This window comes from Streptomyces sp. NBC_00122 (assembly GCF_045160845.1).
Lineage (GTDB): Bacteria > Actinomycetota > Actinomycetes > Streptomycetales > Streptomycetaceae > Streptomyces.
Map to the genome: position 1 here is coordinate 2,446,816 of NZ_CP108191.1, position 23,796 is coordinate 2,470,611.

Annotated in this window: 18 protein-coding genes and 1 tRNA gene; 5 read left to right on the plus strand and 14 right to left on the minus strand. The window is 72.5% G+C overall.

The features are described from left to right. Positions 1-7: 7 nt before the first annotated feature. The 7 genes from OG737_RS11450 to rsmI all read right to left on the minus strand — a co-directional run bounded on the left by OG737_RS11450 (position 8) and on the right by rsmI (position 7,457). On the minus strand, positions 8-1,330 hold the full coding sequence (locus OG737_RS11450; protein ID WP_405921486.1) for an acyltransferase family protein: 1,323 nt from the start codon (positions 1,328-1,330) through the stop codon (positions 8-10). A 123-nt stretch (positions 1,331-1,453) separates the two neighbouring features. Beyond that, positions 1,454-2,362 (minus strand): 4-(cytidine 5'-diphospho)-2-C-methyl-D-erythritol kinase, encoded by a 909-nt coding sequence (locus OG737_RS11455; protein ID WP_328926089.1) that lies wholly within the window; start codon positions 2,360-2,362, stop codon positions 1,454-1,456. Then, on the minus strand, positions 2,359-3,261 hold the full coding sequence (gene rsmA / locus OG737_RS11460) for a 16S rRNA (adenine(1518)-N(6)/adenine(1519)-N(6))-dimethyltransferase RsmA (protein ID WP_328926090.1): 903 nt from the start codon (positions 3,259-3,261) through the stop codon (positions 2,359-2,361). Before rsmA ends, OG737_RS11455 begins: the two co-directional genes overlap by 4 nt. After that, positions 3,258-4,478 carry a ubiquitin-like domain-containing protein gene (locus OG737_RS11465; protein ID WP_328930298.1) on the minus strand — a complete coding sequence of 407 codons (1,221 nt, stop codon included), beginning with the start codon at positions 4,476-4,478 and terminating at the stop codon, positions 3,258-3,260. The genes rsmA and OG737_RS11465 overlap by 4 nt, the downstream gene beginning before the upstream one ends. 531 nt (positions 4,479-5,009) lie before the next feature. Continuing rightward, entirely contained in the window at positions 5,010-5,891 is an 882-nt protein-coding gene (locus OG737_RS11470; protein WP_328926091.1) for a TatD family hydrolase, read from the minus strand. 10 nt (positions 5,892-5,901) lie between these two features. Beyond that, on the minus strand, positions 5,902-6,387 hold the full coding sequence (locus tag OG737_RS11475; RefSeq protein WP_405679800.1) for a hypothetical protein: 486 nt from the start codon (positions 6,385-6,387) through the stop codon (positions 5,902-5,904). 161 nt (positions 6,388-6,548) lie between these two features. Further along, complete coding sequence (rsmI, locus tag OG737_RS11480) at positions 6,549-7,457, minus strand: 16S rRNA (cytidine(1402)-2'-O)-methyltransferase (protein WP_328926092.1); 909 nt, start codon at positions 7,455-7,457, stop codon at positions 6,549-6,551. A 78-nt stretch (positions 7,458-7,535) separates the two neighbouring features. On the opposite strand from rsmI, the gene OG737_RS11485 reads away from it, so the two are divergent. Together OG737_RS11485 and OG737_RS11490 are read left to right on the plus strand one after the other, a co-directional pair. Next, complete coding sequence (locus tag OG737_RS11485) at positions 7,536-9,338, plus strand: dolichyl-phosphate-mannose--protein mannosyltransferase (RefSeq protein ID WP_405679799.1); 1,803 nt, start codon at positions 7,536-7,538, stop codon at positions 9,336-9,338. A 510-nt stretch (positions 9,339-9,848) separates the two neighbouring features. Continuing rightward, on the plus strand, positions 9,849-10,325 hold the full coding sequence (locus OG737_RS11490) for a hypothetical protein (RefSeq protein WP_405921487.1): 477 nt from the start codon (positions 9,849-9,851) through the stop codon (positions 10,323-10,325). Positions 10,326-10,607: 282 nt separating this feature from the next. Here the strand turns inward: OG737_RS11490 and OG737_RS11495 are convergent. Beyond that, a tRNA-Gly gene (locus OG737_RS11495) sits at positions 10,608-10,726 on the minus strand. Positions 10,727-11,069: 343 nt separating this feature from the next. Here OG737_RS11495 and OG737_RS11500 point away from each other — a divergent pair. Beyond that, entirely contained in the window at positions 11,070-12,716 is a 1,647-nt protein-coding gene (locus OG737_RS11500) for a penicillin-binding transpeptidase domain-containing protein (RefSeq protein WP_405921488.1), read from the plus strand. 133 nt (positions 12,717-12,849) lie between these two features. Here OG737_RS11500 and OG737_RS11505 read toward each other — a convergent pair whose 3' ends face one another. The 4 genes from OG737_RS11505 to OG737_RS11520 are packed head-to-tail and all read right to left on the minus strand — an operon-like array spanning position 12,850 to position 16,657. Next, a complete protein-coding gene (locus OG737_RS11505) occupies positions 12,850-14,022 on the minus strand; it encodes a serine hydrolase domain-containing protein (RefSeq protein WP_405681409.1) in 1,173 nt (390 codons plus the stop codon). Positions 14,023-14,044: 22 nt separating this feature from the next. Continuing rightward, positions 14,045-14,860, minus strand: a complete 816-nt coding sequence (locus OG737_RS11510; RefSeq protein ID WP_405679794.1) for an energy-coupling factor ABC transporter ATP-binding protein — start codon at positions 14,858-14,860, stop codon at positions 14,045-14,047. Beyond that, entirely contained in the window at positions 14,848-15,609 is a 762-nt protein-coding gene (gene cbiQ / locus OG737_RS11515) for a cobalt ECF transporter T component CbiQ (RefSeq protein ID WP_328926096.1), read from the minus strand. Before cbiQ ends, OG737_RS11510 begins: the two co-directional genes overlap by 13 nt. 1 nt (position 15,610) lies before the next feature. After that, on the minus strand, positions 15,611-16,657 hold the full coding sequence (locus OG737_RS11520) for an energy-coupling factor ABC transporter permease (protein ID WP_328926097.1): 1,047 nt from the start codon (positions 16,655-16,657) through the stop codon (positions 15,611-15,613). 183 nt (positions 16,658-16,840) lie between these two features. On the opposite strand from OG737_RS11520, the gene OG737_RS11525 reads away from it, so the two are divergent. Beyond that, positions 16,841-17,257, plus strand: a complete 417-nt coding sequence (locus tag OG737_RS11525; protein WP_328926098.1) for an SsgA family sporulation/cell division regulator — start codon at positions 16,841-16,843, stop codon at positions 17,255-17,257. A 71-nt stretch (positions 17,258-17,328) separates the two neighbouring features. Here OG737_RS11525 and OG737_RS11530 read toward each other — a convergent pair whose 3' ends face one another. Both OG737_RS11530 and OG737_RS11535 read right to left on the minus strand, forming a co-directional pair. Then, positions 17,329-19,524 carry an MMPL family transporter gene (locus OG737_RS11530; RefSeq protein ID WP_328926099.1) on the minus strand — a complete coding sequence of 732 codons (2,196 nt, stop codon included), beginning with the start codon at positions 19,522-19,524 and terminating at the stop codon, positions 17,329-17,331. Between the two features lie 136 nt (positions 19,525-19,660). After that, positions 19,661-20,239 carry a TetR/AcrR family transcriptional regulator gene (locus OG737_RS11535; RefSeq protein WP_405922413.1) on the minus strand — a complete coding sequence of 193 codons (579 nt, stop codon included), beginning with the start codon at positions 20,237-20,239 and terminating at the stop codon, positions 19,661-19,663. A 188-nt stretch (positions 20,240-20,427) separates the two neighbouring features. Between OG737_RS11535 and OG737_RS11540 the strand changes: the two genes are divergently transcribed. Continuing rightward, entirely contained in the window at positions 20,428-23,718 is a 3,291-nt protein-coding gene (locus tag OG737_RS11540) for a S41 family peptidase (RefSeq protein WP_328926101.1), read from the plus strand. The last annotated feature ends 78 nt before the right edge of the window (positions 23,719-23,796 follow it).

Sequence of the window (23,796 nt, forward strand, 5' to 3'; positions counted from 1 at the left end):
TTATGGATCAGCCCCTCAGCCTAACGCTCCGGGACGACGCAGACCGTTCCACCAGGACCCAGCCGCCCAGCGCCATGGCGATCGCGGCGGGCGCGGTGACGGGAAGGGCGACGAGGACGGCGCTGTGGCCGTCGAGCAGGCCCCCGAGGCCGGTCATGGACAGGCCCAGGACGCCGAGCAGGCACAGGGTGATGCCCGCGGCGGCGCGGGGGCCGCTGCCGGGGGCGGCGGCAGCGCGGCCGGGGCCCTCGAAGCGCCGGAAGAGGGCGACGAGCACGCCGGTCAGCGCCGCGGCGGCGAGGAACCTGACCGGGACCTGGGCCCACCAGGCGGCGGAGGCCGGTGCGGGGAGCCCGATCCCGAGGGCGAGCTGGGCGGCGTACACGGCGAGCATGGCGGTGAGGTGCCAGAGGAAGGCGGTCATGGCGATCCCGTTGGCGGCGACGACCCCGCGCCAGACGCGGGGGCGGGCGAGCCAGGCGGTGCCGGGGCGGGCCAGGAGCTGGACGGCGCCGACGAGCCACATGCCGTGCGCGAGCAGGGCGAGGGTGGGCGGTGCCATGTTGGACACCTTTTCTCCCGGCATCCCGACCATGGACAGCGGGTACGGGCCGTAGGCGACCAGCGCCGCGGCCGCGGCGAGCCCGGCTGCGGCCAGGGCGGCGGGGAAGCGGATCCGCCCGTCGGCGCGCAGGAAGCCGAGCTGGTGGACGGCGAGCCAGACGAAGGCGAAGTTCAGGAACTCGACGTACGGGATCCCGAGCGCGAAGCGCAGTACGTCGACGAGCGCGGCGGCGGCGAGGAGCCCGGCGAAGGCCCCCCACCCCCACCGCTCGTGCAGCTTCAGCAGCGGCGGGGTGAAGGCGACCATCGCGAGGTAGATCCCGATGAACCAGAGCGGCTGGGTGACCAGCCGCAGCGCGGCCCCGGTCAGCCCGCCCGCGCCGTGGCCCGCGAGCTGCACGGCGAACGCGGCCGCGGTCCAGACGAGGACGAAGACGAGGGTGGGCCGCAGCAGCCGCTGGAGCCGGGCCCGCAGGAAGGCGGCGTAGACGGGCCCTCCGTCGGCCCGGCGGGCCAGGGAGCGGTAGGACAGGGCGTGCGAGAACCCGCCGACGAAGAAGAAGACGGGCATGACCTGGAGCCCCCAGGTGAGGACCTGCAGCGGGGGCACGAGGGCGAGCAGGTTCCCTATGCCGTCGCCGCTGACCGCGGCCATCAGCCAGTGCCCGGCGATGACGGTGGCGAGGGAGGCGACCCGCAGGAGGTCGACGTACCGGTCCCGCGTGGCAGGGGTGGCGGCGGCCATGTCGCGTGCGCTGACTGTCATGGCCTCACGGTCGCCGCCGACGGGGGCCTCCCGACAGGGCGCGGATACTCAACTCCCGCCTGAGTACCCGGCTGCCCCGCCGGAGGGGGGTCCGGGGCGGAGCCCCGGCGGTCGGCCCGCAGATCAGGCCGGCAGGACCGTGGCTCCCGGCGACGGGGAGGACGCCACGCGGGTGGTGCGGCACGTGCCCGAGGCTTCGAGGGCCGCGGCCACCTTCTCGGCGGATTCCGGGTCGCGGACCAGGAAGGCCGTCGTCGGGCCCGATCCGGAGACCAGTGCGGCCAGCGCCCCGGCCTCCGTGCCCGCGGCCAGCGTCCCGGCCAGCTGCGGGCGCAGCGACAGGGCCGCCCGCTGGAGGTCGTTCGCCAGTACGGGGGCCAGCGCGTCCGGGTCTCCCGAGGCCAGGGCCGCGAGCAGGGCCGGTGAGGCCTCGGGCTCGGGGATCCTCGTACCGGCGGTGAGGCGGTCGAACTCGCGGAACACCGCCGGGGTGGACAGGCCCCCGTCGGCCACCGCGAACACCCAGTGGAACGACCCCGCGTCGACCGGCGTCAGCAGCTCGCCGCGCCCGGTGCCGAGTGCGGCGCCGCCGACGAGGCTGAAGGGGACGTCGCTGCCCAGCTGGGCGCAGATGTCGAGCAGTTCGGCGCGCGGGGTGCCCAGACCCCACAGGGCGTCGCAGGCCAGCAGGGCCGCGGCGCCGTCCGCGCTGCCGCCCGCCATGCCGCCCGCGACCGGGATGTTCTTCGCGATGTGGAGGTGGACGGCGGGGTCGATGCCGGCCCGGGCCGCCAGGATCTCGGCGGCGCGCGCGGCGAGGTTGGTGCGGTCCAGGGGGACCTGGTCGGCGTCGGGGCCGGCGCAGGTCACGGTCAGTCCGTCGGCCGCCGTCGCCGTGACCTCGTCGAAGAGGGAGACGGCGAGGAAGACGTTGGCGAGGTCGTGGAAGCCGTCGGGGCGGGCCGCGCCCACCGCCAGCTGCACGTTGACCTTCGCGGGGACCCGTACGGTCACGCTCGTGCGGGAGCTCACAGCGCGGGCCTCTCCGCCGCGGGCTTGTTCTCGGCGATCGCGGCGAACTCCTCCACCGTCAGCGATTCGCCGCGGGCCTGCGGCGAGACACCCGCGGCGACGAGCGCGGCCTCGGCCCCGGCCGCCGAGCCGGCCCAGCCGGCCAGGGCCGCGCGCAGGGTCTTGCGGCGCTGCGCGAAGGCCGCGTCCACGACCGCGAAGACCTCGGCCTTCGTGGCGGTGGTCTTGATCGGCTCGGCGCGCCGCACCAGCGAGACGAGGCCGGAGTCGACGTTCGGCGCGGGCCAGAAGACCTTGCGGCCGATGGATCCGGCGCGCTTGACGTGTGCGTACCAGTTGGCCTTGACGGAGGGGACCCCGTACACCTTGTTGCCCGGCTCGGCGGCGAGCCGGTCGGCGACCTCGGCCTGCACCATCACCAGGGTCCGTTCGATGCTCGGGAAGCGGTCGAGCATGGTGAGCAGGACGGGCACGGCCACGTTGTACGGCAGGTTCGCGACGAGCGCGGTCGGCGCCGGGCCGGGCAGTTCGGTCACCAGCATGGCGTCGGAGTGGACCAGCGCGAAGCGGTCCTTGCGCCCGGGCATCCGGGCCTCGATGGTCGCGGGCAGCGCCGCCGCCAGGATGTCGTCGATCTCGACGGCGGTGACCCGGTCGGCGGCCTCCAGCAGCGCGAGCGTCAGCGAGCCCAGCCCGGGACCGACCTCGACGACGACGTCGTCCGGCCGCACCTCGGCGGTGCGCACGATCCGGCGCACCGTGTTGGCGTCGATGACGAAGTTCTGGCCCTTCTGCTTCGTCGGGCGTACGCCGAGGGCGGCGGCCAGTTCCCGGATGTCGGCGGGGCCGAGGAGGGCGTCAGAAGGGTTCTCGTTGGGCTGCTGCTCTGCGGTGCTCACCGGCTAAGCGTACGGCCGCAGTGCGGCCACGGACTCGCCCCCCGCTGCACGTAGAGCTTCTTGGCCCGGTAGGTCTGCTCGGCGCCCGAGGCGTCCTGGGGGCGGCCGCTGCCGCCGAGGGCGTGCCAGGTGTGGACGTCGAACTGGTAGAGGCCGCCGTAGGTGCCCGAGGCGTCGGTGGCGGTCGGGCGGCCGCCGGACTCGCACTGGGCGAGGGCTTCCCAGTTGAGGTCGTCGGCGCCGGAGACGGAGGCCGGCAGCGGCTGCGTGCCGACCCTGACGAGCTGGGTGACGGGTTCGCGGACGGTCTCCTCCGCGATGGGGCGGGGCTTCTGCCGGACGCCGTTGACGGTGCGCAGGCTGTAGGTGACCCGGCGCGCCCCGGGCCGGCCGGCCCGCTCGACGACCTCGGTCCCGGCGAAGAGGGTGTCGTCCTCGGTCCGCTCCGTCGCGTACGGGATGCGCTCCTCGCGGACCTCTCGGGTGCCGGTGATGCGCAGCACGGTGACGGTCTGGCCGTCGCGCGGGAAGGCGGTGGGGGGCACGGAGGTGGTGTCCTGGCCGTGCAGGGTGATTCCGGCCTGGTCGAGGGCCTCCTGGACGGTGGAGGCGTTGGTGCGGATGGTGCGTTCGCGGCCGTCGGCCATGAAGGTGACGCTGCGTTCGGTGCGGACGCTGAGGGTCAGGCCGGCGCGTGGGACGGGGGCGGTGCGGGGGGCGGAGAGGTAGGCGCCCTCGGCGCGGATGCCGAACTGGCGCAGTGCGCCCTCGACGGTGCGGGCGGTGGTCCACATCTGGCGCTGCTGCCCGTCGAGGGTGAGGAGCAGGGGGCGGCCGTAGCGGACGACGACCTGCTCGCCGTCTTCGAGGGGTTCGCCGGGGGCGGGGGCGACGAGGTCGTGGGGTCCGGTGCCGAGGCCTTCGGCGGCCAGCAGTTCGTCGACGTCGTCGGCGAAGGTGTGCAGGGTGCGGGGGACGCCGTCCACGGTGAGCCGTACCGACTTGTCGGCGGCGACGAAGGCGGTGGTGCCGCCTGCGAGGAAGGCGACGACCAGCGCCTGGGGCACGATCCGCCGCCAGTCCCCGCCGGGGATCTCCAGGGTGAGGAGTCCGGGCCCGGCGGACCGGCCGCGGGAGCGGTGGCCGCTGCCGGTGGCGGCTCCCGCGGCCGCGGGAGCCGCCGCGCGGCGCCGGCCGGTGCCCGCCGTGGCGGGCACGGGGTCGGGCCCGAGCGGTTCTCCGGGGCCGCGGCGCCGGCCGGTGCCCGCCGGGGGCTCGTCGGTGGTGGCACGGCCACGGGCCCGGCGGCCCGAGCCCCCCGTGCCGGCGGCGACGGCCGTGTCGGCGCCGGGCGTCGGCCCCGGGGCCCGGCGGCGGCCCGGGCCGGGTGCGGGGGCCGCGTCGGGCCATGGGGTGTCCGGATCCCCGGCGTCCGGCCGGGCGGACGGGGCCGAGCGGCCGCGGGCCCGGCGGCGGCCCGCCCGCCGGTCGCCGTCGCGCGGCGCGGGAACTGCGGGGTCGGGGTCCCCCGGTCCGGCCGGCCGGGCTGTTCGGGCCGTGGGATCGGCCTCGTACGCCTCCGGGACGGGACCGCTGCGGCGGTGACTGCCCTGTGTATCGCTCACGAAGCTCGCTCCACTGGTCCGGACCCTCATGGTTCGGGCACGGCACGATAGCGGAGCGGACATCACCCAACAAAGTCGGACGGCTACACAGCGTGTCGGATTGACGAGGTGTCGCGGAGGGGCTCAGTAGGCGAAGGCGCGAGCCGTGTTGGCGGCCAGGGCGGTGGCCATCGCGTCCTCGTCGAGGCCGCGGACCGCCGCCATGGCCCGTACGGTCAGCGGAATGAGGTAGGGCGCGTTGGGCCGTCCGCGGTACGGGGCCGGGGTCAGGTACGGCGCGTCCGTCTCGACGAGGACCAGTTCCAGCGGGGCCACGGCCAGGGCCTCGCGCAGCGGCGCCGCGTTCTTGAAGGTGACCGTGCCGGCGAAGGACATGTAGTACCCGGCGGCGGCGCACTCCCGGGCCATCTCGGCGTCCCCGGAGTAGCAGTGGAACACGGTGCGCTCGGGCGCGCCCTCCTCGCGCAGCACGCGCAGCACGTCCGCGTGGGCCTCGCGGTCGTGGATGACCAGTGCCTTGCCCTGCCGCTTGGCGATCTCGATATGGGCGCGGAAGGAACGCTCCTGCGCGGCCATGCCCTCCGGTCCGGTGCGGAAGTAGTCCAGCCCGGTCTCACCGACGGCCTTGACGTGGTCGAGCGCGGCGAGGGCCTCGATCTCGGCGAGCGCGTCGTCCAGCGCCGCCTCGCCGCCGCCGGTCCGGGCTCCCTGGCGCGACCAGCCGTCGGGATCGCCGAGCACGATCCGGGGCGCTTCGTTCGGGTGGAGGGCCACGGCCGCGTGGACGTTCTCGTACGCGGCGGCCGTCTCTGCGGCCCACCGGGAGCCCTTCACGTCGCAGCCCACCTGGACGACCGTGGTGACGCCCACCGAGGCGGCCTTCGCGAGGCCCTCCTCGACGGTGCCGGACTGCATGTCCAGGTGGGTGTGCGAGTCCGCGACCGCCACCCGCAGGGGTTCGGGCAGCGGCGGCGGTGCGTCCTTCGAAGCAGAGGAAGAGCTCATACGGCCGATCTTATGACCGGCGGAAGAGCCCCAGCAGACGGGAGATCAGGCCCCCGCGCTTCTCGGGCTCGTCGATGGCGACGGGTCCGGGGGCGTCGTGGTGCCGGGGCGCCCTGCGCGCCTTCGGGGTACGGGGGACGTCCGCGCCCGCGGGGACGGGCCCGGCGATCCCGGGCGCGATCTGGTGGTGGTAGATCCGGTCGATCGTGCCGAGCACCGAGGAGACCTGGCCCGCGCGCATGATCCGTACGACGTGTCCGCCGCAGTTCAGGCAGGTCGGGTTGGACAGCGGGGAGGGCACCCGCTCGCTGTTGACCGTGTACATGATGAACGGCTGGCCCTTGCCGTCGACGTGGTGTTCTATCGCGTACGCCTGCTCCCAGCCGTAGCCGCACCTCATGCAGGCGAAGGAGTACGCCTCGCGCACGGTGTGCACGCCGGCGGCCGTCTCGATGGGTACGGAAACAGGTACCGGGGTGTCAGCGATCTCACTCATGCCAGCTCCTCTTGTTCCACTGGTGCCATTGCCAGTGGACGCCTCTTCGGGCGGGAGCGCATCAGGCCCTGTCTACTGTTGGACGGTCTTTGGGCGACTCATGCCCCAAAGCGCCCGGTGCGCGGTCTGAGCTTTGCTTTTCAGGTTAGCTCTTTACCGACCTACGGCATCTTTTGTGCCGCATTCTTTGCCGCGACCACCGCGTCGAACACCTCGCGCTTGGGTAGCCCTGCCTCGGCGGCGACCGCCGCGATGGCCTCCTTGCGCCGCTCCCCCGCCTCCTCGCGCACCTTCACCCGGCGCACCAGCTCCTCGTCGTCCACATCTCCGGGGGCGGCCGCCGGGGCGCCCTCGACGACGACGGTGATCTCCCCGCGGACGCCCTCGGCGGCCCAGGCCGCCAGCTCGCCGAGCCCGCCGCGCTTGACCTCCTCGTAGGTCTTGGTCAGCTCGCGGCACACGGCGGCGCGGCGCTCGGCGCCGAAGACCTCGGCCATCGCGGCCAGGGTGTCGTCGAGCCGGTGCGGGGCCTCGAAGTAGACGAGCGTGCGCCGCTCGCCCTCCACCTCGCGCAGTCGGCCGAGGCGCTCGCCCGCCTTGCGCGGCAGGAACCCCTCGAAGCAGAACCGGTCCACCGGAAGCCCGGACATGGCCAGCGCGGTGAGCACCGCGGACGGCCCGGGGACCGCGGTGACCTTGATGTCCTTCTCCACGGCGGCGGCGACCAGCCGGTAGCCGGGGTCGGAGACCGAGGGCATCCCCGCGTCGGTCACCAGCAGCACCCGCGCCCCGCGGGCCAGGGCCTCGACCAGCTCCGGGGTGCGCGCCGACTCGTTGCCCTCGAAGTACGACAGGACGCGCCCGGTGGTGTGCACGCCGAGCCCCTGGGTCAGCCGGCGCAGCCGCCGGGTGTCCTCGGCGGCGATCACGTCGGCGCGCTCCAGCTCGGCCGCGAGCCGCGGCGGGGCGTCCGCGAGATCGCCGATGGGGGTGCCCGCGAGCACGAGCGTGCCCGTCGCGTCGGCGGCGGAGGCGGGGGTTTCGGAGCCGAGGGGCTGGTCAGTCGTCACCCGTCCATCCTCTCAGCCCCGCACCCCGACCCTCCCCGCCACTGGGGCACTCACAGATCCTTTCCCTACGATGGCCCGGTGACCAAGACCGCGACGCCGCCGCCCAGCCCCGCGGGGGCCCCTCCCGCCCTGTCGGCGGGACGCGAAGAAGAGCCGCCCACCTGGCTGCGCCGCCTGCGCGCCTTCGGCTACGCGCCGCCCGGCGCCGCGGCGCGGCGCACGGACGTCCGCACCCGCCTGGTGCCGCCGTACGCCCAGCCGTCCCCGCAGTTGTGGCTGACCTTCGGCCTGCCGCAGCAGGTGTGGGGCACGTGGCAGCGCATCATGTCGTGGGCGGGGCCGCTGCTGGTGGCGCTGGTCGCGGGTTGGCTGCGGTTCGTGCACCTGGGCAGCCCCAAGGCGGTGATATTCGACGAGACGTACTACGCCAAGGACGCCTGGGCCACGATCAAGCAGGGCTACGAGGCGAGCTGGCCCAAGGACATCGACAAGTCGATCCTCGCCAATCCGGACGGGGTCGCCCTCCCGCTGGACCCGGGCTACGTCGTGCACCCGCCCGTCGGCAAGTGGGTCATCGGGCTCGGCGAGTGGATGTTCGGCTTCACCCCCTTCGGCTGGCGGTTCATGACCGCCGTGCTCGGCACCCTGTCGGTGCTGATGCTGTGCCGGATCGGGCGGCGCCTCTTCCGCTCGACGTTCCTGGGCTGCCTGGCGGGCGCGCTGCTGGCGGTGGACGGCCTGCACCTGGTGATGAGCCGCACCGCGCTGCTCGACCTGGTGCTGATGTTCTTCGTGCTCGCCGCCTTCGGGGCGCTGCTCATCGACCGGGACAAGTCCCGCGCCCGACTCGCGGACGCGCTCCCGCTGGACGACGGTGGGGGTGCCTCCCAGCCCCCTGGGGCTGGGGGAGGCCGGACGCGGCCCGACACGAAGATCGCCGAGACGCTGCGGCTGGGCTGGCGCCCGTACCGGATCCTGGCCGGGGTCTGCCTGGGCCTGGCCGCGGGCACGAAGTGGAACGGCTTCGTCGTGCTGGCCTTCTTCGGCGTCCTCACGGTGCTGTGGGACGCGGCCGCGCGGCGCACCGCGGGCGCGGGCGCCCCGTACGCGGCGATGCTGCGCCGCGACGCGCTGCCGGCCTTCGTGTCCACCGTGCCGGTGGCGATCGTGACGTACCTGGCCTCGTGGTCGGGCTGGATCTTCAGCCCGGACAACGGCAAGGGCGGCTATCTGCGCGACTGGGCCGCCAAGAACGACCAGGGCAGTGCGCTGTCGTTCCTGCCGGAGTGGGTGCGCAGCCTGTGGCACTACGAGACCGAGGTGTACAAGTTCCACGTCGGTCTGACGTCGGGGCACACCTACGAGTCGAACCCGTGGAGCTGGCTGGTCCTGGGCCGGCCCGTGTCGTACTTCTACGAGTCCCCCGAGCCGGGCACCGACGGCTGCCCGGCGACGGAGGCCGGCAAGTGCGCCCGCGAGGTACTGGCCCTGGGCACACCGCTGCTGTGGTGGGCGGGCTGCTTCGCGCTGCTGTACGTGCTGTGGCGGTGGTTCTTCCGCCGCGACTGGCGGGCGGGCGCGATCGCGTGCGCGCTGGGCGCGGGCCTGCTGCCCTGGTTCAACTACCAGGAGCGGACCATCTTCTTCTTCTACGCCGTGGTCTTCGTGCCGTACCTGTGCCTGGCGGTGGCGATGATGATCGGCGCGCTGCTCGGTCCGGCGGGTTCGACCGAGAGACGCCGGACGCTGGGCGCGATCGGGGCGGGGGTGCTGGTCCTGCTGATCGTGTGGAACTTCATCTACTTCTGGCCGATCTACACGGGCCAGAGCATCCCGATGGACTCCTGGCGGGCCCGCATGTGGCTGGACACCTGGGTGTAGCAGCGAGAACGACGGCCCCGGCGCTCGGTGAGCGCCGGGGCCGTCGTGGTTGTCGCGGTCGTCGTGGTCGTCGTGGGTCGTCGGCGGGCGTCACCGGGGCAGGGCCGAGCAGAGGCGACGTCAGGTCCGGATCCTGGAGTTGCCGGCCAACTCCACGCGTCCATGCCCCCTTTACGGGACGCACGCGGGGCTCTTCCGGCTCCGCCGGTTCACCGCCCACCGTGATTTCCCCTCCGACGTGTTCCCGCACGAAACGATTCGCAACCGCTGCGCACGCGCGGGGGCCGGCACGTCCTCTCGCCGTTCCCCCGATTCGACATGCCGTGTATCCGGCGGGACGATGGAACGGCGTCCCGGGACTTCTGGAGCCGCGGTCGGCCCTGCAATACAGAGGGTTTACGACCGGGTGGCCTCTCGGGGGCTGATACGGGCTACCCAGGCTGGTACGGCATACCGGTTTGCCCGCGACCTCCCCACGAAGAAGGTGCAACGATGAACAGGCGTATGCGAATGGCCGTACTGCCTCCCCTCACGATTTCGGCACTGGCGCTCGGGTCGGTGACGTTGTTCGCGACACCGGCACAATCGGCCGGTCCCTCCTGCGCGATGGCCCAGGGCGCAGCGGGAACTCCGGTCACGGTCACCGGCAAGAGTTTCGTGCCGAACAAGACCGTGATCGTCGACTCCGGCGGCTCGGACGCCAGTATCAAAGCGAACGTCACCGGCGCCTTCACGGTGACGTTGCCTGACGCAACAGGCACGGTCACCGCACAGCAGCTCAATGGACCTGCGGTCAAATGCGGAACGGTCGAGGAGCAGGAGGCGTCCGAAAGCAAGGCCTCGTTCGACGAGGGCTGGCAGATGGGATTCAAGAGGGGCAAGGCCACCTGCAAGACGACGATGCCGCAGGGCGCCGTTGCGAACGAGGAGCAATTCAACAAGGGATTCGCGGCCGGCGCGAAGGCCGCAGTGGACAAGTTCTGCTAGCCCGTATGTGACTGGGCACCTGGGTGCAACAACGAAAGCGAAGGCCCCGACGCCTGCCAGGCGTCGGGGCCTTCGTGCTCACCCTCTCGCCTCGGGAAGGACCGGCACCGGCTCCTGCCGCCTGGCCGCCACCCGTCCCCGGACAGTTGGCACCCGGCGTCGCGAAGCGATTGAGTCCGGACGTCAAGTGATCCAGAAGTCAGAGGGGTTGGCGGTGTTCAAAGCGGTACGGGGGATCGCGACGCGGCAGTGCCGCGCCCTGGACCAAGTGCAGGTCGGCTGCGGTGCCGACGGGATTCGAACCCGCGGACAGATGGGAGCAGGTCCGCCCCTTCTCCGTCAGTCGTCGTGGGAGGGACCTCGCCCACGTCGATCGCATTGGGCCGCTCTGCCACGGCACCGCAACCTGCGGGAATGCGCGCGCTCCCGCTCCGGCTCAGGGTAGAGACATCGTTCTCCGCGGACAAATCCTTATCGGGGACACCGGCGATCCCCTGTGCGCACAACAGCCGTGCCGGACAGGCCACTTCCCAGCGTGACGAACGTCCGACAGGGGGTCCGGCGCCGCGTTCGCAGGAGGGCCTTCCCGGGCAGGGAGGGTCCTCCTGCCGTTTCACGCTCTTTTTCGGCCATCGATGTTCCGGTCAGGTAACAAGAGGCGCCCCATCCGCTCGCGGAGCGTAAGGTCCGCACCAGAGGTTCTTTGAACACGTTCAGGGAACGGGGACTCTGGAGGGGACTCAAGTGAACGGGGTAGCGAAGGGCGCCGTCATCGGCGGGGTATTCCTCGCGATGGTCGGCGGCGCCGGGTACGGGGTGTACGCCCTGGTCGGGGACGCCGGCGACGGCGACGGCAAGGGGGGCGGGAAGGCGGAGGCCTCCGCCCAGCCGACCAAGGGCAGCGGGCCCGTCACCGAGAAGGAGACCGCCGCGACCGCCAAGGCCTTCCTGGCCGCGTGGGCGGACGGAAACGAGCAGGCGGCCGCCGAACTGACCAACAACGACCAGGCCGCCCGGACCGCGGTGGCCGACTTCAAGGCCAAGGCGTACGTCTCCAAGGCCGTGATCACCCCCGGCACACCGCAGGGCGACACCGTGCCCTTCACGGTCGCCGCGGAGATCTCGTACGAGGGCACGACCAAGCCCCTCGCCTACGAGTCCAAGCTGACCGTGGTGCGCGGCCTGACCAGCGGGAAGCCGCTGGTCGACTGGCAGGCCTCGGTGATCCACCCGCAGCTCCAGCGGGACGAGAAGCTGCGCGCGGGCGCCCCGGCGAGCCCGCCGGTCAAGGCGGTCGACCGCAACGGCGAGGAGCTGACCGCGGAGAAGTACCCCTCGCTGCGGCCGGTCCTCGACCAGCTGCGCGAGACGTACGGCAGCAAGGCGGGCGGCAAACCGGGGGCTGAGGTCTGGATCGAGCCGGCCACCCCGAACGAGCCCAAGCGGACGCTGCTGGCCCTGGTCGAGGGGGAGCCGAGCACCATCAAGACGTACCTGGACGCGAAGGTGCAGGCGGCCGCCGAGCAGGCGGTCACCAGGTTCCCCGAGGCGTCGGTGGTCGCCGTCAAGCCCAGCAACGGGCACATCCTGGCCGTCGCCAACAACCGCAAGGACGGCTACAACGCGGCGCTGACCGGCAACCGGGCGCCCGGCTCGACGATGAAGATCGTGACCGGCGAGATGCTGATGGACCGCGGCAAGGTGGCGGCCGACAGACCGGCGGAATGCCCGAAGCAGGTGTCCTGGGGCGGCCGTTCCTTCCACAACCTGGACAACTTCGAGCTGCCCGGCACCGCGACCTTCGCGACCAGCTTCGCCAAGTCCTGCAACACCGCCTTCATCAAGCAGATCTCGGCGGTCGACGACGACGGCGCGCTGGCGAAGGAAGCCACGGAGGTCTTCGGCATCGGGCTGGACTGGAAGACGGGCGTCAAGTCCACGGACGGCAAGGTCCCGGCGGCGACGGGCGCGGAGGCGGCCGCCGCGTACATCGGCCAGGGCAAGATCACCATGAACCCGCTGAACGTCGCTTCCATCACGGCGACCGCCCGCACCGGCGTGTTCCGCCAGCCGCTGCTGGTCTCGCCGGACCTCGACGGCCGTACGATCGCCACGGCGCAGCGCCGGATGAAGTCCTCGGTGCAGCAGCAGCTGGTATCGATGATGCGGCTGACGGCGACGAGCGGAACCGGCCAGAAGGTGATGTCCACGGTCAGCGGCTCGGACAAGGGCGCGAAGACCGGCTCGGCGGAGGTCGGCGGCTCGGGCAGCCCGGACAGCTGGTTCACCGGCTACAGCGACGACGTGGCCGCGGCGGCCATGGTCGAGGGCGGCGGCCACGGCGGGGAAGCGGCGGGCCCGATCGTGGCCGCCGTCCTGAACGCGGGCTGACGCGCGGGGCCGGGCGCCACACCGCCCGGTCCCGTCGGTCGCGGTCCCGTCGGTCGCGGTCCCGTCGGTCCCGGTCCCGTCGGTCGCGGTCCCGTCGGTCGCGGTCCCGTCGGTCCCGGTCCCGTCGGTCCCGTCAGAGCACGGAGCGCAGGGCCCGGACCAGCGCCTGCGCGCGCGGGTCGGCGGTGACCGACTTGGCGTGGGCGTTGGTGACGTAGCCGAATCCGATGCCCGCCTCCGGATCCGCGAAGGCCAGCGAGCCGCCGCGGCCCGGGTGGCCGAAGGAGGCCGGAGAAAGCAGCGGCGAGGCCGGGCCGTGCAGCATGTAGCCGGGGCCGAAGCGGGTGTTCACCACCAGGACGCGGTCCGGGCCCGACGAGAACTCCTTGCCCGCGAGCGCGGTGGTGGCCGGTGTGAAGATCCGCGCGCCGTCCTCCACCACGCCGATGGTGGCCCCGTAGAAGCGGGCCAGGGCGCGGGCCGTGCCGATGCCCGCCGAGGCCGGCAGCTCGGCCGCCCGGTAGGCGGGGTCGTTCTCGTCCGGCAGGGGGTCGATGGCCGCGAAGGCGCGGCGGGTGAGGGAGTCCGGGTCGGCGTAGGCCTCCGAAACGTTTCGCCTCGGCCGGGTCCTGAGCAGGCCCGCACTCTCCGGCGGGTCGACCGGGGCCACCCGGCCCACCCGGTGCGCCTGCGCCTCCGGCAGCCCGATCCAGAAGTCCAGGCCCAGCGGCTCGGCGATCTCCTCGGCCAGGATGCCGCCGATGGTGCGGCCGGTCGCCCGCAGCACCAGCTCGGACAGCAGCCAGCTGAAGGTCTGCGCGTGGTAGCCGTGCTCGGTGCCGGGCTCCCAGAAGGCCCGCTGCGCGGCGACCGCGCGCGCCCCGGACACGCCGTCCGAGGCCTCCGCCACGGTCAGCCCGCGGTCCAGGGCCGGGACTCCGGCGCGGTGCGCGAGCAGGTCGCGGACCAGGGTCTTCTCCTTGCCGCCCGCCTTGAACTCCGGCCAGTACGAGGCCACGGGCGCGTCCAGGTCGAGCAGTCCGCGCTGGTGGAGCAGCAGCGGTACGGCGGCGGCCACTCCCTTGGTCGCGGAGCGGACGATCTGCACGGTGTCTGCGGTCCAAGGGGGCCGCGGCTCGGTGCCGTCGGCGTCCTTGGTGCCGCCCCAGAGGTCGACGACCTTGCGCCCGTCCCGGTACACGGCCACCGCCGCGCCCCGGTCCCCGAGCACCTCGAAGTTGCGTACGAACGCGTCCCTGACGGGCTCGAAGCCCTCCGTCACCACACCCTGGATGTCCACGGGCAGTCCAACAACCGGCGACCGGTGCTTATGCCACCGAGACCGAACGCGGATCGAAGCCGAAGGGCAGCTCAAGGCGGTGGGCGCGCATGAGGTCCTCGTCGCACAGGAGGTCCTGGGTGCGGCCGTCGGCCGTGATCGCGCCGCCGCTCAGGATGACCGAGCGCGGGCACAGCTCCAGCGCGTACGGCAGGTCGTGGGTCACCATCAGCACCGTCACGTCCAGCGAGCGCAGGATGTCGGCGAGCTCGCGCCGCGAAGCCGGGTCCAGGTTGGACGAGGGCTCGTCCAGGACCAGGATCTCGGGCCGCATGGCCAGTACGGTCGCCACCGCGACCCGGCGGCGCTGCCCGAAGGACAGGTGGTGCGGCGGCCGGTCGGCGAATTCGGCCATCCCCACCTGGTCCAGGGCGTGGCGGACCCGCTGCTCCAGTTCGGCGCCGCGCAGGCCGGCCGCGGCCGGGCCGAAGGCCACGTCCTCGCGGACGGTCGGCATGAACAGCTGGTCGTCGGGGTCCTGGAAGACGATGCCGACCCGGCGGCGGATCTCGGCGAGGTTGCGCTTCTCCACCGGCAGCCCGGCCACGGTCACGGTGCCGACGCCGCCGCCGAGGATGCCGTTGAGGTGCAGCACCAGGGTCGTCTTGCCGGCGCCGTTCGGTCCGAGGAGGGCGACCCGCTCGCCCTGTGCGATGGCCAGGTCGACCCCGAAGAGGGCCTGGTGGCCGTCGGGGTAGGCGTAGGCGAGGCCGGTCACTTCCAGCGAGGGCGAAGGGGCGCTGATCACAGGCTCGCTCACGGGGGCGGTCGCGGAATCGGTCACGGGGTCGGTCACAGGGTCCATCCCATCAGACAGACGGCGAGGGCCGTCACCGGGAGCGCGGCCGCGTACGCCCACTGCGCACGCGTGGCCACCACCTCGTCGATCACCGGCATCGAACCGGCGTAGCCGCGGCTGACCATGGCCAGGTAGACCCGCTCGCCGCGTTCGTAGGAGCGGATGAACAGCGCGCCCGCCGTCTTGGCCAGCACCCCCCAGTGCCGGATCCCCCGCGCCTCGAACCCGCGCGAGCGCCGGGCGATGGACATCCGCCGCAGCTCGCCGGTGACCACGTCGCCGTACCGGATCATGAACGAGGCGATCTGCACCAGCAGCGGCGGCAGCTTCAGCCGCTGCAGGCCCAGCAGCAGCGCCCGCAGCTCCGTCGTCGAGGCGAGCAGTACGGACGCGGCCACCCCGAGCGTGCCCTTGGCCAGGACGTTCCAGGCGCCCCACAGTCCGGAGACGCTGAGCGACAGGCCCAGTACGTCCACCCGCTCGCCCTCGGCCACGAACGGCATGAGCACCGCGAACGCCACGAACGGGATCTCGATCAGCAGCCGCCGCAGCAGGAAGCCGGCCGGTACCCGGGCCGCGGCCGCGACCCCGGCGAGCAGGACGGCGTACAGCCCGAAGGCCCACACCGCCTCGCGCGGTGTGGAGACGACGACGACCACGAAGGCGAAGGTCGCGGCGAGCTTGCAGTGCGGCGGCAGCGCGTGCACCGGTGAGTGCCCGTGCCGGTAGAGCCGGTGGGCGTGGCCCGCACCCATCTCAGACCGCCGATGCCCCGGCCGCGGCCGGCTCGGCGGTACGACGGCGGCGCACGACCCAGAAGACACCGGTGCCTGCGGCGACGGTCGCGCCGACGCCGAGGGCGCCCGCGAGGCCGCCGGAGAGGCGGGCGTCGGCGACGTCCTTGACGGCGTAGTCGGCGAGCGGGGAGTCCTTCGCGGCGTGCTCCTCGACCTTGGCGTCGATGCCCTTGTCGGCGGCGACCTTCTCCAGGCCGTCGGGGCTGGCCGAGGCGTAGAAGGAGACGAACCCGGCGAGGACGAGCGCGGTGACCAGGCCGGTGGCCCACACCTTCGTGGTGGAGCGGGCCGCGACGGGGGCAGGGGCGGCGGCCGGCGCGTCGACGAGTGCGCCGCCCACGCGCAGCTTCAGCGGCGTGGCCAGTCCGCGCGCCCCGTGCACCAGGTCGGGCCGTACGGCGATCACGGCGCCGACGGTCGCGGCGGTGATGACGGCCTCGCCGATGCCGATGAGCACGTGCACGCCGACCATGGCGGTGAACACCTTGCCGATGGGCACGTCGGTGGTGCCGCCGAGGGCGTAGATCGCGGTGAAGGCGGCGGCCGCGCCGGGCACCGAGAGCAGGGCGCCGGCGAAGGCGGCGACGGTCACCGAGCGGCGGGTGCGGGGCAGCACCCTCAGCAGCCCGCGGAAGATCGCGTAGGAGACGACGACGGTGACGACACCCATGACGGTGACGTTCACGCCGAGGGCGGTCAGCCCGCCGTCGGCGAAGAGGATGCCCTGCATGAGCAGGACCACGGACACGCACAGCACACCCGTGTACGGGCCGACGAGTATCGCGGCGAGCGCCCCGCCCAGCAGGTGCCCGCTGGTGCCGGCGGCGACCGGGAAGTTCAGCATCTGCACGGCGAAGATGAAGGCGGCGACGAGACCGGCGAGCGGCGCCGTGCGCTCGTCGAGTTCCCGCCGGGCGCCGCGGAGGCTGACGGCCACAGCGGCGGCGGCCGTCACTCCGGCGGCCACCGAGACGGGTGCGTTGATGAATCCGTCGGGCACATGCATGAAATGGCTCCGCTTCTCACAGTTTTCAGCCGTCCAAGAATAGTGCCCTCTTGCAAATGGTTAGCAACAGCGTCTCCGGCACAAATACGCTCTCGCACTTCCGTCGGAATGTGCGAGGCTGGACGGGACAAAAGAGCACATACGGCACTTTTGTTCAACGCTCCGACGCGAGGAGTCTTGTCGATGTCATCCACCGCCGAGAATCCACCAGCCACCGCGACCGCCGCTGCGACCGCCACGGCGACCGTCCCGCTCGTCGAGGAGCGCGTCAGAGCCCGCGTGATCACCGATGATCCGCTCTTCCGGGCGATCCCCGTCGTCCTGCGCTTCGTCCCCGCGGAACCGCTGGCCGTACGGATCGTCTTCCCGGCGGACCTGTCCCCCGAGGGCACCGACAACGAGTGGGTCTTCCCCCGCGCCCTCCTGGAGGCGGGCCTGCAGGCCCCGAGCGGAACCGGGGACGTACGCGTCTGGCCCTGCGGCCGCGTCCAGGCCGTCGTCGAGTTCCACTCCCCCGAAGGCGTGGCCGTGGTCCAGTTCGACATCGCCGGGCTGCGCCGCTTCCTGCGCCGTACGTATGCCACCCGGTCCACCCGTTAGGCGCAACGGGCCCGGCCCCGCACCTGAGGCTCAGGTGCGGGGCCGGGCTGTCGTACGTACGGGCCTGGACGTCAGGCGTTGACCAGTTCGCGGTCCTTGCCGTGGCCGTCGGAGCTGCCGGAGAGGTGCTTGCGCAGGCTCTCGCCCTCCACGTCCACGTTCGGCAGCAGCCGGTCCAGCCAGCGCGGCAGCCACCAGGCCTTGTGCCCGAGCAGTGCGAGCACCGCCGGGACGATGGCCATCCGGACCACGAAGGCGTCGAAGAAGACGGCGACGGCCAGACCGAAGCCGATCATCTTGACCATCTGCTCACTGGCTCCGATGAAGCCCGCGAACACGGCGATCATGATGATGGCGGCGGCCACGACCACCCGCGCGCTGTACTGGAAGCCGGTCACGACGGCCTGGCCCGGGCGCTCGCCGTGCACGTACGCCTCGCGCATCCGGGTGACGAGGAAGACCTCGTAGTCCATGGCCAGGCCGAAGACGACACCCACCATGAAGATCGGCATCATCGACATGATCGGGCCGGTCTGCTCCACGCCGAAGAGCGAGCCCAGCCAGCCCCACTGGAAGACCGCGACGACCGCGCCGAGGGCGGCGACGACCGAGAGCAGGAAGCCGAGGGCCGCCTTGAGCGGGACCAGGACCGAGCGGAACACCAGCATCAGCAGCAGGAAGGCGAGGCCGACGACGAGCGCGAGGTAGGGCAGCAGCGCGTCGTTCATCTTCTGCGAGAAGTCGATGTTCATCGCGGTGGCGCCGGTGACCATGACGTCGTCCCCGCTGCCGTCGCGGATCGTGTGGACCAGGTCCTCCGTCTGGGTGGAGGACGGACGGTCCTTCGGAATGACGGTGATCATCGAGGCGTCGCCGGCCTCGTTGGGCATCGGCGGCATGACCGCGGCCACGCCCTCCAGGCCCTTGATCCGCTCGACGGTGGAGTCGGCCAGGGCCTTGTCCCCGTCCACGACGACCATCAGCGGGCCGTTGAAGCCCGGGCCGAAGCCGTCGGACAGCAGGTCGTACGCCTGGCGCTGGGTGGTGGAGACCGGCTGGGCACCGTCGTCCGGCAGGCCCATCTCCAGCTTGCTCGCCGGGATGGCGATGACGCCGAGGCCGATCACGCCGGCCAGCAGGACCATGACCGGACGGCGCAGCACGAAGCGGGCCCAGCGGGTGCCGCCGTTGGCCTTCTTCTCGGCGCCGGAGGCCTGCTTCCCCTTGCCGAACAGCTTGCTCTTCTCGCCGGCCGGCAGGACCTTCTTGCCCGCGAAGCCCAGGATGGCCGGGACCAGCGTGAGGGCGACCAGCACCGCGATGACCACGGTTCCGGCGGCCGCGAAGCCCATCTTGGTCAGCATCGGGATGTTGACGACGGCCAGGCCCACGAGGGCGATGACCACGGTCAGGCCGGCGAAGACGACGGCGGAGCCGGCCGTTCCGGCGGCCCGCCCGGCGGCCTCGTCGCGTTCGCGGCCCTCGGCGAGCTCCACGCGGTAGCGGGAGACGATGAACAGGGCGTAGTCGATGCCGACCGCGAGGCCGATCATCATCGCGAGGGTGGAGGTGGTGGACCCGAGGTCCAGCACGTTGGCCAGCGCGGTGATGGAGGAGACGCCGATGCCCACGCCGATCAGCGCGGTCAGCAGCGGCAGCCCGGCCGCCATCAGCGAGCCGAAGGTGATGACGAGGACGATCGCGGCGATCAGGATGCCGATGATCTCGCCGGAGCCGGTCTCGGGGGCCGCCATGAGCGCGTCGCCGCCGATCTCGACGGTGAGCCCGTGTCCCTGGGCGTCCTTGCCGGACTCCTTGAGCGCGTCGCGGGTGGCGTCGGTCAGCTCCATGCCGCTGACCTTGTACTTGGCGCTGATGTAGGCGGTGGAGCCGTCCTGGCTCACGGCCTGGCTCTGGTACGGGTCGGCGACCGAGGAGATCTGGTCCTTGCCCGGACCGGACTTCAGACCCTCGACGATCTTCTCGACCTCGGTCTTGGTGCCCGGGTCGGTGACCTTGGCGCCCGCCGGGGCCTTGATGACGATCCGGGCGGTCGCGCCGTCGGCGGACATTCCCGGGAACTTCTTGTCGAGCACGTCGAAGGCCTTCTGGGCCTCCGTGCCGGGTATCGAGAAGGAGCCTGAGGTGGGGGCGGACGCCGAGGCCGCGCCGAAGCCGGCGACGAACAGCAGCGCCACCCAGAGGAGGGCGACGAGACGGCGGCGCCGGAAGGCGCCCCGGCCGAGTCTGTAAAGGAAGGTGGCCACGTCGGTGGTTCTCCCGTTCGGGTCGTGGGATGGATCCGGAAAACCGGATCTGGGCATGAGGAGCCGGCCCGACGACGAGAGCGGCGTGTCAGGAACAGCGGGAAAGCAGCGGGGACGGGAAAGAGGAGAAGGGGAGTCAGACGCCGAGGGCGGGGAAGACCACTGCGTCGATGAAGTCACCGAGGAAGGCCCGGTCGACCGACCGGTCCTCGATCAGCGGGAGCGCGATGAACGCCCCGATGAGCATGTGCGGCACGAAGGCCAGTGCAGGGCAGTCCGGGCGGATCTCGCCCCGGTCCACCGCGCGCTGGAGCATCGCCTGCAGGCCGTTGATCTCCGGATCGACCAGCAGGTCCCGCAGTGCCTTGTGGAGCTCCGGGCTCTCGTGGACGGCATGGGCCAGACCCCGCATCAGCGCGGTGTCCTTGGCCATCTGCGCGTCGTCCGAGTGCTCCACCATGCGCGCGAAGTCCGTGCGCAGGCTGCCCGTGTCGATCTCCCGCAGCGAGACGGGCTGGGTACATCGCAGGGCCTTGGCGACCAGCTCCGGCTTGCTCCCCCACTGGCGGTAGAGGGTGGCCTTGCTGGACTTGGTGCGGGCGGCGACCGCGTCCATGGTCAGCGCCTCATAGCCCACCTCGCGGAGCAAGTCGAGGACCGCCCCGTGGAGTTCGGCTTCCCGTTCGGGGGTGATCCGGCTGCGCCGGGCCGCCATCGCCTCGGTCATCTCCGTGCCTCCGTCCGAACGTCCGAACACGTCTCTTATCGAAACGAAAGTGTTCCGTACGCATACGACGATACCCCCGCCCCTAGCGAAACGAAACCGTTCCGTTTCGCTTCACGCAGTGGCATGGATCACGTGTACGAGTTGCCAGGCCCCCCTGGCGCGGAAAGCATTGGGGGGTGAGTCACGACGTCGCGTACCTCCGCTTCCCGCACCTCCACGACGACCTGCTGTGCTTCGCCACCGAGGACGATCTTTGGGTGGCGCCCTTGGTTCCCCCTGGAGATCCGGTCGGCCGGGCCTGGCGGATCACCGTCGACCGGACCCGGGTCAGCCACCCGCGCTTCTCCCCGGACGGCAGGCACATCGCCTACACCACCTGGCGGAGCCTCGACCCCGAGATCCACCTGGCCCCCGTCGACGGCGGCCCGGCCCGCCAGCTGAGCTACTGGGGCGCCACCGACACCCGCGTCTGCGGCTGGACCCCGCCCGACGAGGACGGCCGCAGCGACATCCTGGCCGTCTCCTCGCACGGCCAGCCCTTCTCCTACTTCGCCTGGGCGTACAGCCTGCCCACCGACGGCAGCCCCGGCGGGCGCCTGCCCTGGGGGCCGGTCTCCGACATCCAGGTCCACGAGGACGAGTCGGGCGAGCGGCGCACCCTGCTGCTGACCGGCAAACCCCCGCACGAACCCGCCGCCTGGAAGCGCTACCGCGGCGGCGCCACCGGCCGGCTGTGGCTGCACGGCCGGCGGCTCCTGGAGGACATCGAGGGCCACCTCGACTCCCCGATGTTCGTCGACGGCCGGATCGCCTTCCTCTCCGACCACGAGGGCATCGGCAACCTCTACTCCTGCCTGCCCGACGGCACCGACCTGCGCCGGCACACCGACCACGAGGAGTTCTACGCCCGGCACGCCTCCAGCGACGGCTCCCGGATCGTCTACCAGTGCGCGGGGGACATCTGGCTGGTGGACTCGCTGGCCCAGGGCGCCGCCGCGCGCAAGCTGGAGGTCCGGCTCGGCGGCCCGCGCGCGGGCCGGCGCACGTACCAGGTGCCGGCCGCCAGCCACGTCGACTCGCTGTCCGTGGACGCCACCGGGCGGGCCAGCGCGGTCGTGGTGCGCGGCAGCCTGTACTGGCTGACCCACCGCGACGGCCCCGCCCGGACCATCGCCGACACCCCTGGCGTACGGGTGCGGCTGCCCGAGATGCTCGGCAGCGGCGGGCAGGTCGCCTACGTCACCGACGCCGAGGGCGAGGACGCGATCGAGATCGCCTACCTGCCGCGGGCCTCCGGGGAGCGCGAGCCGCGCCGGCTGGCCTCCGGCGAGCTGGGGCGCGTACTGGAGCTGCTGTCGGACCCGGACGGCGAGCGGCTCGCCGTCGCCTCCAACGACGGGCGGCTGCTGCTGCTCGACACCACCGAGCAGTCCGAAGGCTCCGGGGGAGTCACCGAGCTGATCCGGTCCATCAACGGGCCCGTCACCGACCTGGCGTTCTCCCCCGACGGATGCTGGCTGACCTGGTCCCATCCGGGCATCGGACGGTCGCTGCGGCAGATCAAGATGGCCCGGATCTCCGGCCCGGGCGGACGCGCGGTCATCGACGTCACCAACGGCCGCTTCGAGGACGAGAGTCCGGTCTTCACCCGGGACGGGCGCTACCTCGCCTTCCTGTCGTGGCGCGGTTTCGACCCGGTGTACGACGTGCACACCGGCGACCTGTCCTTCCCGCTGGGCTGCCGCCCGTACCTGGTACCGCTGTCCTCGGCGACCCCCTCCCCCTTCGCGCTGTCCGCCGAGGGGCGGCCCGCGGCGGGTGGACTCGACCCGGTGGAAGGGGACTCGGGCGACACCGGCGACGGCGCGGTGATGGTGGAGGTGGAGGGGCTGGAGAGCCGCGTCACGCCCTTCCCGGTGTCGGCGTCCAAGTACTCGGCCCTGTACCCGGTGCACGGCGGCGGGCTGGTGTGGCTGCGCTGGCCGATCTCGGGCGCGCTCGGCGAGACCTTCGCCAACCCCGCCGACATCAGCGGCAAGCCCACGCTGGAGCACTTCGACCTCACCAAGGCCCGCAAGACGGAACTGGCCTCCGGACTGGACTGGTTCGCACTCAGCGGTGACGGCACCCGGCTCGTGATCAACGACGACGGCGACCTGCGGGCCGTCCCGGCCACCGAGTCCGGCGACAGCGACTCGACCGTCTACCTGGACCTGCGGCGCATCCTGCACGAGGTGGACCCGGCGGCCGAGTGGCGCCAGGCCTACGAGGAGGCCGGGCGGATCATCCGCGCCTACTTCTGGGAGCCGAAGATGTGCGGCATCGACTGGGACGGGGTGCTGAACCAGTACCGCTCCCTCGTCGAACGGGTCGCGTCCCCCGACGAGTTCGCCGACCTGCTGCGCGAGGTCCTCGGCGAACTGGGCACCTCGCACGCCTACGTCTCCCCCGCCCGCCGCAACGAAGGCCCTCCGCACTACCAGCGGGCGATCGGGCTGCTCGGTGCCAACCTCGTTCCCCGGGACGGGACATGGGTGGTCAGCCGGATCCTGCCCGGCGAGTCCTCCGACTCCAAGGCCCGCTCCCCGCTGGCCGGCACCGGCATCCGGGACGGCGCGGTGCTCACCCATATCGACGGGCGCCCGGTGGACCCGGTGGCCGGCCCGTACCCGCTGCTGTCCGCGGCAGGCGGAACGACCGTGGAGCTCACCTTCCGGCCCGCCGATGGCGAGGGCGGGGCCCGCAGGGTCGCGATCGTGCCGCTGATCGACGAGCGGCCGCTGCGCTACCAGGACTGGGTGTCCAAGCGGCGGGCCGTGGTCCGGGAGCTCAGCGGCGGCCGGTGCGGCTACCTGCACATCCCCGACATGGGCGGCTCGGGCTGGGCGCAGTTCAACCGCGACCTGCGGATGGAGATGTCCAGGCCCGCGCTGATCGTGGACGTACGCGGCAACGCGGGCGGGCACATCAGCGAGCTGGTGGTGGAGAAGCTGACCCGCTCGATCCTCGGCTGGGACCTGACGCGGAACGCCCAGCCGGTCAGTTACGCCTCCAACGCGCCCCGCGGTCCGATCGTGGCGCTCGCCGACGAGGCGACCTCCTCGGACGGGGACATGATCACCGCGGCCTTCAAGCTGCTGGGTCTGGGCCCGGTGGTGGGCCAGCGCACCTGGGGCGGGGTGGTCGGCATGACCGGCCGGCACACCCTGGGCGACGGCACGGTGATCACCGTGCCGATGAATGCCGCGTGGTTCCCGGAGTACGGGTGGTCGGTGGAGAACAACGGCGTGGAACCGGACTTCGCGGTCCTGCGCACCCCGCTCGACTGGGCGGAGGGGCGGCACGCGGGGCTGGACGACGCCGTGAACCTGGCGCTGGAACTGCTGGAGCAGGACCCGGCCGCGGTGCCGCCCGGCTACACGGACGTGCCGGACCTGCGCCGCCCGAAGCTGCCGCCCAGGCCGTAGGCGCGCGGAAGGGGCGCGACCCGTGGAACCGCACGGGCCGCGCCCCTTCACCTAGTACGCGAGGTACCTGAGGTACGC